This window comes from Pseudomonas sp. TE12508 (genome assembly GCF_056279485.1).
This window is the reverse complement of the sequence record NZ_JBWCCN010000006.1, coordinates 288,258-300,411: the sequence shown is the minus strand read 5'-3', so window position 1 is coordinate 300,411 and position 12,154 is coordinate 288,258. Positions and strand designations below refer to the sequence as shown.

Sequence of the window (12,154 nt, the reverse complement as noted above, 5' to 3'; positions counted from 1 at the left end):
GTGGGAACGATCAACAGATTCACCCAAACCAACTGGAGAAACGTCATGAGCAACATCGCAATCATCGGTGCCACCGGTCGTGCCGGTAGTCAACTGTTGGAAGAAGCCCTGCGTCGCGGTCACAGCGTTACTGCCATCGCCCGCGACACCTCGAAAATCGCCCCGCGAGCCGGTGTCGTGAGCAAAAACGTGGACGTTCTCGACGCCGATGCATTGCAGGCCGCCGTGGCCGGGCATGATGCGGTGATCAGCGCTGCGCACTTCTCCACCATCCCCGCCAGCGCGGTCATCGAGCCGGTGAAGAAGGCCGGGGTCAAGCGTCTGCTGGTGGTGGGCGGTGCCGGTTCGCTGTTGCTGCCGGGCGGTTCCAGGGTGATCGACAGCGAAGGCTTCCCGGAGGAATACAAGGCCGAGGCCAGCGCCGGTGCCGCGTTCCTGAATACCCTGCGTCAGGAACAGGACCTGGACTGGACCTTCCTGTCGCCGTCGGCTGAGTTTGTCGAAGGTGAGCGCACGGGTACGTTTCGAATCGGTAAGGATGACTTGCTGGTGAGTGCAGAGGGGCGCAGCTGGATTACCTTTGCAGACTTCGCGATTGCGTTGCTTGATGAAGTGCAAACGCCGAAGCATTCCCGCCAGCGGTTTACTGTCGGGTATTGATCGTCTGATCGTTCCCACGCTCTGCGTGGGAATGCCTCAACGGACGCTCCGCGTTCGGCTTTGGAAGGGACGCGGAGCGTCCCGGGCTGCATTCCCACGCGGAGCGTGGGAACGATCTATGAGCATCTCTTAGCGGCTTTGAGCCTGCTCCACCAACCACCCCATCAATTCGCGCAACTTCGGCGAAGGCGCCGGTTTCTCGGGGAACACCAGGTAATACGCCAACCCGGTTTTCACCTTCAAATCAAAAGGCATGACCAGCCGTCCGGCACTCAGGTCATCGCCGATCAACGACCAATCGCCAATCGCCACGCCCGTCCCCTGAGACGCCATTGACATCGCCAGGTCCAGGGTTTCGAAATGCTGCCCTTTGCCGACATTGCTCAGCCGAATATCCGCAGCCTTCAGCCAGGCGTTCCAGTCCCGTTCATCGCGGGTGGGGTGCAGCAGCAAGTGCTGTTGCAGATCGGCCGGTGTCTGCAAGGCCATCGGCCCTTCAAGCATCGGTCGGGAACACACCGGCGTCAGTTGTTCATCGAACAGATGCTGGGAGGCCAGTGAGCTGTCTGGCGGCGGGCCGTACATCACCGCCGCGTCGAACTGCTCGCGATGAAAATCCACCCCGTGTTTGACCGTGGTGGTCAATTCCACCGGCACATCCGGGCGCTCCTTTTGCCACTGCAACAGGCGCGGTAACAGCCAGCGCATCACGCAGGTCGGTGCTTTCAATTGCAGGGTTTCGCGCTTCTCGCCGATCTGCTCCACGGCCTCGTCGATCAGGCCGAAAATCTGCTGCACCCGTGGCAGCCACTCCCGTCCTTCGGCGGTCAGGCTCAAGCCTCGTGCCTGACGAATGAACAGCTCATAACCCAGATGATCTTCCAGTCCGGCGATCTGCCGGCTCACCGCGCCTTGGGTGATGTGCAGTTGTTCGGCGGCCCGGGTGAAGTTGCAGCACTGCGCGGTGATCAGAAAAGTGTGCAACGCCGGCAGGGGAGGCAATCGTTTCATTGGGATCCAAGGTATGACGTGAGGACATGGCTAGTATGACTTTTTATCCATTGTTGCGGCTACGTGTCGCCCGTTCCAATGAGGCCATCCCTGGACCTGCCAACCCATCATAAACACTGCGCAGGCCCGGCGTCTCAAACGAACAAAAAGGGCAAAGACATGGCGACGTGCGGCGAAGTATTGGTCAAGTTACTCGAAGACTACGGGGTCGAGCAGGTGTTCGGCATTCCCGGGGTGCACACCGTGGAGCTGTATCGCGGGCTGGCCCGTTCGAGCATCAACCACGTCACTCCGCGTCACGAACAGGGCGCCGGCTTCATGGCCGACGGTTATGCGCGCACCAGCGGAAAACCGGGCGTGTGCTTCATCATCACCGGCCCTGGCATGACCAACATCACCACCGCCATGGGCCAGGCTTACGCCGACTCGATCCCGATGTTGGTGATTTCCAGCGTGCAATCGCGCAGCCAATTGGGCGGCGGTCGCGGCAAGTTGCATGAACTGCCGAACCAAAGCGCACTGGTCGGCGGCGTGGCAGCGTTCTCCCATACCTTGATGTCGGCGGCTGAATTGCCGGGCGTCCTGGCCCGCGCCTTCGCGTTGTTCCAGGCTGGCCGTCCGCGTCCGGTGCACATCGAAATTCCGTTGGACGTATTGGTCGAAGAGGCCGATGACTTGCTCGCCAGCGTGCCGGTGAACATCGACCGCGCCGGTGCTTCGCCCAGCGCGATCAGCCGCATGACCGACTTGCTGGCCGGTGCCAAGCGCCCGTTGATTCTCGCCGGTGGCGGCGCTATCGATGCCGCAGCCGAGCTGACTGAACTGGCCGAACTGCTGGACGCGCCAGTGGCCCTGACCATCAATGCCAAGGGCATGCTCGAATCCCGCCACCCGCTGCTGATCGGTTCGACCCAAAGCCTGGTAGCCACTCGCGCGCTGGTCGCCGAGGCCGACGTGGTGCTGGCCATCGGCACTGAACTGGCCGAAACCGATTACGACGTCACCTTCGCTGGTGGCTTCGAAATTCCTGGCGTGCTGCTGCGCGTGGACATCGACCCCGACCAGACTGTGCGCAATTACCCGCCGAAAGTCGCGTTGGTGGCCGACTCGCGCAACGCCGCTCAGGCCTTGCTGAGTGCGCTGTCCCACAAGTCACTGGCCGAGCGTCGCAACGATTGGGGCCAGGTGCGTGCCGCGCATTTGCGCGATGAGTTGGCCGCATCCTGGGACGCCCCGACGCTGGCTCAGACTCGCTTCCTGGAAACCGTTTTGCATGAATTGCCGAACGCGGTATTCGTCGGCGATTCGACCCAACCGGTGTACACCGGCAACCTGACCTTCAACCCGGAGCGCCCGCGCCGCTGGTTCAACTCGTCCACCGGTTACGGCACCCTCGGTTACGCCTTGCCGGCGGCGATTGGCGCCTGGCTCGGTGGCCGCATCGAAGGCGGCGCACGCCCTCCGGTGGTGTGCCTGATCGGCGACGGTGGCCTGCAATTCACCCTGCCGGAATTGGCCAGTGCGGTAGAAGCACGTACCCCGGTGATCGTCCTGCTGTGGAATAACCAGGGCTACGAAGAGATCAAGAAATACATGGTCAACCGCGCCATCGAACCGGTGGGCGTGGATATCTACACCCCCGATTTCATCGGAGTGGCCAAGGCCCTGGGCTGTGCGGCCGAGGCGGTCAGCAGTGTTGACGGATTGCGTGATGCATTGCGCCTTGCCACCGATCGCCAGGGCCCGACCCTGATTGAAATTGATCAGACCCAGTGGATGAAGGCGGTGTCGCAATGAGTTTTCCAACTACTTTGGATGGTCTGTACATCAACGGCCAATGGGCCGCCGGCAACGAACATCTGCGCGTGATTAACCCGGCGACCGAAGCCCTGTTGACCACCGTTAACGGCGGCGACGAACACGCTGTCGATCAGGCCGTCACAGCCGCGACCCATGCTTTCAAGGAATGGTCGAAAACCACCGGCGCCGAGCGCGGGGCGATCCTGCGCAGAATCGCCGCGGGCGTGCAGGCCGGTCGTGAGCAGTTGATGAAATTGCAGTCGAGCAACAACGGCAAACCGCTGTTCGAAGCGGCCATAGACGTCGACGACGTGATTGCCACCTTCGAGTATTACGCCGAGCTGGCCGAAGGCCTGGACGCGAAGCAAGACAGCGCCGTGGCGTTGCCGAGCGATGATTTCAGCGCCCGTTTGCGCCGCGAACCGTGCGGTGTGGTGGGGCTGATCGTGCCGTGGAATTTCCCGATGGTCACCACCGCCTGGAAACTCGCCCCGGCCCTGGCCGCCGGTTGCTGCGTGGTGCTTAAACCGTCGGAAGTGACGCCGCTGCCGGAGCTGGAACTGGCGACGATCATTGCCGAAGCCGGTCTGCCAAACGGTGTGTTCAATCTGGTTTGCGGCACCGGCCTGGCTGTTGGTGCGCCGCTGTCGGCTGATCCGCGCATCGCCAAGATTTCCTTCACCGGCAGCAACGCGGTGGGCGTGCAGGTGATGCAGCGAGCGGCAGAAACCGTGAAGGGTGTGAGCCTGGAATTGGGCGGCAAATCTTCGCTGCTGGTACTCGCCGATGCCGACATCGAACTGGCCGTGGAAGTGGCCTGTGGCGGTGGTTTCTTCAACGCCGGGCAAATGTGTTCCGCCACCAGCCGCGTCCTGGTTGCCGATGAGCTGGCGGAAGAATTTGTAGCGCGATTGAAGGTGCGCGCCGAAGCCATTCGCGTGGCCGACCCGTTCGACCCGAACGTGGAAATGGGCGCACTGGTCAATCAGGCGCAATACCAACGGGTGCTGGGCCACATCGATCGCGGTTTGAGCGCTGGCGCAAAGCTGATCTGCGGCGGTAATCGCCCGGCGGACCTGCCTCGCGGCTATTTTTTGCAGCCGACCCTTTTCATCGACGTGCCCCTCGACAGTGCGCTGTGGTGCGAAGAGATTTTCGGCCCGGTGATTTGCGTGCGCAGTTTCACCTCTGAAGCCGAGGCCATTGCCCTGGCCAACGACAGCCAGTTTGGCCTGGTGGCCAGCGTGGTCACTCGTGACAGCGAGGCTGCGGATCGGGTTGCTAACGCTTTGCAGGCGGGGCTTGTGTGGATCAACGCGCCGCAGGTGATCTTCCCGCAGACCGCCTGGGGTGGCTACAAACAGAGCAGCATCGGCCGCGAATTGGGGCCGTGGGGCTTGCAGGCTTTCCAGGAAATAAAACACGTGATTCGGGCCGTCTGAAGGCACAAAAAAAGGCCGTGCATGCCTCGTGATGAGGCATGCACTAGCGTCATGGCTTCAATGAGTTTTTATCGATAGTCAGGTGTTTTGCACGACCTCAGGATGAACCCGCCGGTGCAGCTCAAGTCCTTTGAAACCGGGGACTGTAAGCCGATCTGGCCGCGCGGATGCAACGGTTGCGACCAACCTCATACTTAAAAAAACAAAGGGAGTCCTTCATGGGCGAGCACGATCTGAACAGACGTCAATTCATCAAAACCGTGGGCGTGGCGTCCGTGGCTGCGGCGGCCATGAGCATGCCGTTCATCAAGGCCAATGCCAGCGACACACGTTTCCAGGGCAAGACCCTGCGCTTGCTGACCTGGTCCGATGACACCGGCCTTGCGGCACTGCGCAACATCGCGGCAACCTTCGAAGCCAAGTACGGCTGCAAGGTCATTGCTGACCGCACCGGCAGTACCTCGGAAATGGTCGCCAAACTCAAGGCCGGCGGTGATCGTCCGCAGTACGACATCATCACCCTGGCCGGCGTCGGCGCCGAAGGTCTGGCCGCCGCCAACCTGCTGGAAAAACCCGATCTCAACCGTATCCCTAACCTGATCGACGTGCCGGAGAAATACCGTACTGGCGCCAACGGTCACGGCATCGGTTACCTGCTGTGGTGCAACAGCCTGGTCTACAGCACCCGCACCATCAAAGAAGCGCCGGACAGCTACGCCGCCCTGTGGGACGCGGAGCTGTCACCGAACATCTTCCTGCCGCCGCCGAACTGGACCGAGGCCATGGACCTGATCATCATCGCCGCCAAACTGGCCGGTGGTGACGAACACAACATCGAGCCAGGCTTCAAGAAACTCGCCGAGCTGAAAGATCGCGTCGTGACCCTGGGCGAAAACCCGAACCAGATCGCAGAACTGTTCCGCACCGGTTCCCTGGACATGGGCGGCTTGTACGCGCCGGCGTTCTTCCCGAAACAGATTCGCGATCCGGCCTACGGTCTGGGCGCTACGTTTGGCATGAAGGAAGGCTTCTACACCGACCTGATGCTGTCGGTGATGCCGAAGAATCGTCCGGGCGATACCGACCTGGCCTACGCCTTCATCAACCACTCTCTGGACCCGCTGGTGCAGGGCAAGATGGCCGAAGACATCTACAACGGCCCGGTCAACGCCAAGGCGATCATCTCCGCCGAAGCGCGCAAGAGCCCGTACATCCTCACGCCGGAGCAGATTGCCGAGAAGGCGATCATGCACGACAACGCCTTCCTGGCCACCGTGCATGACCAATGGATTCGTCGTTACACGGAAATCTTTTCTTCCTGATCGAGTGGCGAACACAGGTTCTGAAAACTCTATAGATCCCCTGTGGGAGCGAGCCTGCTCGCGATTGCGGACTGACATTCAGCATTGATGTCGACTGACAAATCGCTATCGCGAGCAGGCTCGCTCCCACAGGGGGCCAATGTGATTTCGAGGCCTGTGTTCGCTCAGCTGCTTTCCATTGACGAGACCCTTGCTATGGAACACCAACCTCTGACCCATCCGGTAAGCGCCGCACCCGTGCGCGTCAACCGGGGTGTCTCACCGACGGCGCGCGCCTGGCTTTTCCTCTCGCCGTCGATGCTGTTTCTCGGCGTGCTGATTGCCGCCAGCCTCTTGGTGCTGCGCATGAGCGTCGGCACCAAAGGTGCGGAGTGGTCCGGCTTCAGCCTGGCCAGTTACGCCCAATTGCTGGAACCCTATTACCTCAAATCGTTGCTGCTGACGTTGCGCCTGGCGCTGATCAGCGCGGTGATTGCGGTGTTGCTGGCGATCCCGGTGGCCTACACCATGTCGCGACTGACCTCACCGTTTGTGCGGCGGATCTTCCTCGCCGCGGTGCTGCTGCCATTGCTGGTCAACCTGCTGCTGCAAAGCTACGGCTGGCTGGTGATTCTCGGCCCCGGCGGCATGCTCAATCAGGCGCTGATGGGCCTGGGCCTGATCAAGCGGCCGATCATGCTGCTGTACAACCAGAACGGCGTGTTGATGGGCCTGGTGCAAACCGCGTTCCCGTTGGCCGTGCTGCCGATTGCCAGCGCCATGCGCGGCGTCGCCCGCACTTACGAAGAAGCTGCCGCCACCCTCGGCGCCAGTCGCTTGCAGGTGTTTCGCCAGGTGGTGTTGCCGATGAGTTTGCCGGGGATCATCACCGGCGCGACGCTGGTGTTTGCCTACAACGCCAGTAGCTTCGTGGTGCCGTTGCTGCTTGGTGGTCGGCGCGTGCCGATGCTGGCGGTGATGGTGCATGACCAGATCGCCCCGCTGATGAACTGGCCCGCCGCGTCCGCTGCCGGTGTGGTGCTGATCGTCACCACCCTGGCGATCATGACCTTGTCCGAATACATCACTGGCCGTCGTCGGCGCATGTTGGAGGCTTCCCAATGAGCACCCTGATCAAGAAGCGCCATTCACTGCTGCCGGGCGATACCGGCAAGTTCGCCGGCATTCTGTCGGGCTTCATTTTGCTGCTGGCGGTGCTGCCGATCCTGACCATGATCGTCATGTCGTTCAGCGGTGCATCGAACCTCGACTTCCCGCCCAGCAGCTACAGCCTGCAATGGTACAAAGCCGCCTGGAACACCTTCGTGTCGCCGGACGCCAGCGATGTGCTGAGCCTCGGCAAAGCCATGACCACCAGCCTGATGGTGGCCTGCCTGACCATGATTTTCGCCACGATTATCGCGGTGCCGGCAGCCTATGCCCTGACCCGTTGCGAGTTCCGCGGCAAGGCCGTGGCGCTGCAATTGATGTCGCTGCCACTGGTGTTCCCGATGGTGGTGTTGGGCCTGGCCTTGCTGCTGGTGTTCGACAGCCTGCCGTTTCACATCACCACCTCGCGGCTGGTGATTGCCCACGTGATTCTGGCGCTGCCGTTCGTGGTGAAAAACTGCACCGCGGCGATGCTCTCCATCGGCAGCGAAGTCGAAGAGGCCGCGCAGATGCTCGGCGCTTCACCGCTGCGGGCGATTGTCGATGTGGTGGTGCCGCTGATGAAGTCGGGGATTCTGGCGGGCATGCTGCTGGCGTTCATCGTCTCGTTCAACGAATTCACCGTGACCTATTTCCTCTACACCATCGACGTCATGACCGTGCCTATCTGGATGTACAGCCGCACCGTGTCTTCGCTCGACCCTACCGTTTTCTCGTTTGCCGTGCTGATCGTGCTGATCGACTTCGTCCTGATCTGGGCGTTGGAGAAGCTAGTCGGTGAAGGTGGCGTTTCGTTCTAGCTTCTGCCTGGAGGTGCCTGCGCTCGATCATGCTGCGTTAAAAGTCCGCTCAGAATGCTCATTGACTAAAGTCAACTCCGCTTCTTCGCAGACTTTTGCCTTGCCTGATCTTCGCTCGGCGACCTCCAGCCAGAACCTTATTCTTGAGGTGCAACATGACTGGTCTGATTCTGGAAAACGTCGAGAAACATTACGGCTCGGCCTGCGCGGTAAAGGATGTGAACCTGCATTTGCCCGAGGGCAAACTGGTGTGTTTCCTCGGCCCTTCGGGCTGCGGTAAAACCACCTTGCTGCGGATGATCGCCGGGCTGGAAACCCTGACTGGTGGCGAGATTCGCCTGGACGGTGAAGACATCGGCCATACGCCGGCGCATCAGCGTAATTTCGGCATGGTGTTTCAATCCCTGGCGCTGTTCCCGCACATGACAGTGGGGGAGAACATTGCCTATCCGTTGAAACTGCGCGGGGTCAGCAAGGCTGATCAACAGGCGCGGGTGGTGGAGTTGCTGGAGCTGATTCAGCTGCAGGAAATGATTGATCGCCCGGTGGCGAAACTCTCCGGCGGTCAGCGTCAGCGCGTGGCGATTGCCCGGGCGATTGCTTCGCGGCCGAAAATCCTCCTGCTCGACGAACCGCTGTCGGCGCTGGACGCCAAGCTGCGTGAGTCGATGCAGGTGGAAATCCGTCAGCTGCAACAGCGTTTGAACATCACCACCATCATGGTCACCCACGACCAGCGCGAAGCCATGACCATGGCCGACATCGTGGTGGTGCTGGGGGAACATCGCGTGCAACAGGTGGGCTCGCCGATTGAAATCTACCGGCATCCGGCCAATGAATTCGTCGCGGACTTTATTGGTTCGGGGAACATTTTCCCGGCCACGGCGCTGGGCAACGGCAAAGTCAGCTTGCCCGGTGGCGATGCGCTGCAAGTGCCAATCTGCAGCAGCATTGTGGTGGGGGAGAAGGTGAAGATGCTGATTCGCCCGGAAGACCTGCAACTGTCGCAACCCCAGGCCACGGCGGGCAATCGCTTGCTCGGGAAGGTGACGTTTGTGCGGGATATCGGGGCGACGATTGAAACCACCGTCGAGTGTTCCGGGGTGTCGTTTACCGCGTTGAGCACGCCGTGTCAGGGGGTTGGGTTGAGCATTGGCAATCCGGTGTCGGTGACCTTGCCGGCTGAGGCGTGCCGCGTGTTGAGCGCCTGACTTACTGGCCCCATCGCGAGCAGGCTCGCTCCCACATTGGATCTCCTGTGAACACTGGATTTGTGAACACCACAGATCCACTGTGGGAGCGAGCCTGCTCGCGATGAGGCCGGCACAAACAACACAAAAATCTGCTCAAACCGACAACCGCAACCGCGCCAAATCCCGCAGCGGCGGCGCGCCGAACAATCGGCTGTATTCCCGGCTGAATTGCGAAGGGCTTTCATACCCCACCCGATAACCCGCCGCCGAAGCTTCCAGCCCTTCGGCCAGCATCAACCGCCGCGCCTCCTGCAGGCGCAACTGCTTCTGATATTGCAGCGGACTCATCGCCGTCATCGCCTTGAACCGGTGATGCAATGTCGACACGCTCAGGTTCACTTCCCGCGCCAGATCATCAATGCGCAACGGTTGCTCATAATTGCCGTTGAGCCATTTGATCGCCTGGCTGATGCGATGGCTCTGGCTGTTGGCGATGGCAATCTCGTACAGCCGATGCCCCTGCTGGCTGCGCAACAGCCGATACAGAATTTCCCGGCGAATCAGCGGCGCCAGCATGGCGATGTCTTTGGGTGTATCCAGCAACCGCGCCAGACGCAACACGGCATCGAGCATTGCCGTGTCGATCTGCTCCACATACAGGCCGCGGCCGGTGGGCCGTGTGGGGACGCCAATGGGGCCGGCGTCGGCAATCAGCGCGGTGATTTCTGCCGGGTCAATGTCCAGCCGCACGGCGAGGATCGGTTCCTCGGGCGAGACATTCACCACTCGCCCGCTCAACGGCATCGAGACCGACACCACCAGGTAATTCAGCGGGTCGTAATTGAAGTATTCATCCGCCAGCCGCACTTCCTTGCGCCCCTGGGCCATGATGCACAGGGCCGGTTGCGCCAGCACTGGGGCGAAGTCATGGTTTTGACTGTGGCGCGACATGAACAGCGAACCGACGGCGGTGGCATAAGTGCCATCCTCCATCGTGTTGCGGCGGATGAGGGCGGCCAGTTCCGCGCGCTGTTTTTCCATGTCGGCGGCAAGCGGGGCTTGAAAATGATCGAGCGACGACATGCTGGGCATCCTCGGTGACGCGTTGGTAATGGGCTGAGCTTAAATTTGTGCAAGGGACAGCGGTAGCCACATCCTGCCAAAAACTTGCCTGATTCTGCACGGGGCTTCGTGTGCCGCCCCGTCATGACGTGACGCAGATGGGCAACGGCTGACGCAAACCTCCCCCTGTAGGCGCTGCCGAAGGCTGCGATCTCTAGACCTTGAAAACAGAAGTCAAAAGATCGCAGCCTTCGGCAGCGCCTACACAAAGCTCGTGTGACAGTGATGTGACGGGTTTTACCGGTTGTTACAGGTGTTGAGCCAAGTCTCGCAGGATTGTGCAATGCGTCGGCAGGAATCGACTAACGGCGACTGCGACACGCCGCCTAATCTTGGATCCTGTCGCAGCCCGTCCCCGGCTGCCACTGGATGACCTGGGAGGGTTGAACATGTCTACGCAAATCCCCGTCAGTCATATGGCCTTCGTCCGCGCCCGCGCCGGGCGTTCGGCAGAACTCGGTGCGCGCCTGAGCGCCCTGATCGAGCCGTCGCGCAACGCGCCGGGTTGCCTGAGCTTTGCCCTGCAGCACTCGCAATGCGATCCCGAGCTGTGGCTGGTGTCCGGTTTCTGGGACAACCAACAGGCCATGACCGCTTACTTCGGCAGCCCGGCGATGCAGATTTTTGCCGAGCTGGTGCAGGAACTGGTGGTCAATAGCCTGGATTTCCATACCTTCAAGGATGTCTCGGCGGCCCGGGCCCTTGGCCAGTCCCAGGCAGCGGTACACAAACTCGCCGGTTGAGGGTTTAATGGCGCAATTCTCCATTAGCCAGGATCCGCGACATGGCACGCAAAGCCTTTGAACACTTCGAAGCCGTTTCAGCAGTAGTACCGGGCGAGGGCGGTTACCACGCCGCGATTGCCGTCAAAGCCCTCGGCGGTTCCGGTGCCCCGACTTTTCACAAAGTACTGGAAGGCCAGACCTTCAAGACCGCTCATGAAGCCGACGAGGCCGCAGCCAAAGAGCTGACCCGCCTCAAAGACGTTAAAGAAGACGCCGACCTGCTCTGGTAATTACTTGACCGCCCCCGGGCGGAACATTTTGAACAAAGCCTCTGGCCCCAGCTGAAAGTAATCCGCCGGCCCGCCGCCGCGCAGAATCGGTTCTGCCGCGGCGGTGTCGTATACCCCATCCTTCAACAGCCACTTGGCGATATGCACGGCGACCACTTCGCCGAGAATCAGCCAGCTCGGCACCACTTCCTTGTTTGCGCGCTGCAACTGAATGATCTGCGTGACTTTGCATTCAAAGGACACCGGGCTTTCGGCAACCCGTGGCACCTGAATGATTTTCGACGCCGCAGTGGTCAGCCCGGACAGTTCGAATTCATTGACCTGCGGCCCGACCATGGCGCAGCTCTGGTTCATCTGCTCGGCCAGCGGCCGGGTCGCCAGGTTCCAGGCGAATTCGCCGGTTTGCTCGATGTTGTTCAGGCTGTCTTTACGCCCGACGCTGGAAAACCCAATGATCGGCGGAATGTAGTTGAAGGCGTTGAAAAAGCTGTAGGGCGCCAGATTTAAGCAGCCATTGGCATCCTGGGAAGAAATCCAGCCGATAGGGCGTGGGCCGACGATGGCATTGAACGGGTCATGCGGCAGGCCGTGGCCGTTGGCGGGTTCGTAGAAATGGATGTCGTCGGGCATACAGTGAATT

12 protein-coding genes are annotated in these 12,154 nt (G+C 60.9%); 9 read left to right on the top strand and 3 right to left on the bottom strand.

All coding sequences use genetic code 11. The features are described from left to right. The first annotated feature begins 45 nt into the window (after positions 1-45). Positions 46-660 carry an NAD(P)-dependent oxidoreductase gene (locus ACZ9IM_RS10830; RefSeq protein ID WP_476223875.1) on the top strand — a complete coding sequence of 205 codons (615 nt, stop codon included), beginning with the start codon at positions 46-48 and terminating at the stop codon, positions 658-660. A 129-nt stretch (positions 661-789) separates the two neighbouring features. Here ACZ9IM_RS10830 and ACZ9IM_RS10825 read toward each other — a convergent pair whose 3' ends face one another. Beyond that, a complete protein-coding gene (locus tag ACZ9IM_RS10825; protein WP_008010011.1) occupies positions 790-1,671 on the bottom strand; it encodes a LysR substrate-binding domain-containing protein in 882 nt (293 codons plus the stop codon). Positions 1,672-1,830: 159 nt separating this feature from the next. Between ACZ9IM_RS10825 and ACZ9IM_RS10820 the strand changes: the two genes are divergently transcribed. The 6 genes from ACZ9IM_RS10820 to ACZ9IM_RS10795 all read left to right on the top strand — a co-directional run bounded on the left by ACZ9IM_RS10820 (position 1,831) and on the right by ACZ9IM_RS10795 (position 9,395). After that, a complete protein-coding gene (locus ACZ9IM_RS10820; RefSeq protein ID WP_427622937.1) occupies positions 1,831-3,468 on the top strand; it encodes a 5-guanidino-2-oxopentanoate decarboxylase in 1,638 nt (545 codons plus the stop codon). Further along, positions 3,465-4,913, top strand: a complete 1,449-nt coding sequence (locus ACZ9IM_RS10815) for an aldehyde dehydrogenase family protein (protein WP_476223874.1) — start codon at positions 3,465-3,467, stop codon at positions 4,911-4,913. Before ACZ9IM_RS10820 ends, ACZ9IM_RS10815 begins: the two co-directional genes overlap by 4 nt. Positions 4,914-5,131: 218 nt before the next feature. Further along, the gene (locus tag ACZ9IM_RS10810) at positions 5,132-6,235 is read left to right on the top strand and encodes an ABC transporter substrate-binding protein (RefSeq protein ID WP_367372720.1); all 1,104 of its coding nucleotides are present in this window, start codon (positions 5,132-5,134) and stop codon (positions 6,233-6,235) included. Between the two features lie 195 nt (positions 6,236-6,430). Beyond that, on the top strand, positions 6,431-7,339 hold the full coding sequence (locus tag ACZ9IM_RS10805; RefSeq protein ID WP_008069586.1) for an ABC transporter permease: 909 nt from the start codon (positions 6,431-6,433) through the stop codon (positions 7,337-7,339). Next, positions 7,336-8,184 (top strand): ABC transporter permease, encoded by an 849-nt coding sequence (locus tag ACZ9IM_RS10800; protein ID WP_427622934.1) that lies wholly within the window; start codon positions 7,336-7,338, stop codon positions 8,182-8,184. Before ACZ9IM_RS10805 ends, ACZ9IM_RS10800 begins: the two co-directional genes overlap by 4 nt. A 155-nt stretch (positions 8,185-8,339) precedes the next feature. Next, positions 8,340-9,395 carry an ABC transporter ATP-binding protein gene (locus ACZ9IM_RS10795; RefSeq protein WP_008069588.1) on the top strand — a complete coding sequence of 352 codons (1,056 nt, stop codon included), beginning with the start codon at positions 8,340-8,342 and terminating at the stop codon, positions 9,393-9,395. 135 nt (positions 9,396-9,530) lie between these two features. Here ACZ9IM_RS10795 and ACZ9IM_RS10790 read toward each other — a convergent pair whose 3' ends face one another. Beyond that, positions 9,531-10,460 carry an AraC family transcriptional regulator gene (locus tag ACZ9IM_RS10790; protein WP_063341346.1) on the bottom strand — a complete coding sequence of 310 codons (930 nt, stop codon included), beginning with the start codon at positions 10,458-10,460 and terminating at the stop codon, positions 9,531-9,533. A gap of 428 nt (positions 10,461-10,888) precedes the next feature. Between ACZ9IM_RS10790 and ACZ9IM_RS10785 the strand changes: the two genes are divergently transcribed. Next, the gene (locus tag ACZ9IM_RS10785) at positions 10,889-11,242 is read left to right on the top strand and encodes a putative quinol monooxygenase (RefSeq protein ID WP_476223873.1); all 354 of its coding nucleotides are present in this window, start codon (positions 10,889-10,891) and stop codon (positions 11,240-11,242) included. Positions 11,243-11,283: 41 nt separating this feature from the next. Then, positions 11,284-11,514, top strand: a complete 231-nt coding sequence (locus ACZ9IM_RS10780) for a hypothetical protein (protein ID WP_008010028.1) — start codon at positions 11,284-11,286, stop codon at positions 11,512-11,514. Here the strand turns inward: ACZ9IM_RS10780 and ACZ9IM_RS10775 are convergent, their stop codons facing one another. After that, positions 11,515-12,144 (bottom strand): flavin reductase family protein, encoded by a 630-nt coding sequence (locus ACZ9IM_RS10775; RefSeq protein WP_476223872.1) that lies wholly within the window; start codon positions 12,142-12,144, stop codon positions 11,515-11,517. It lies immediately after the preceding gene. Positions 12,145-12,154: the final 10 nt, after the last annotated feature.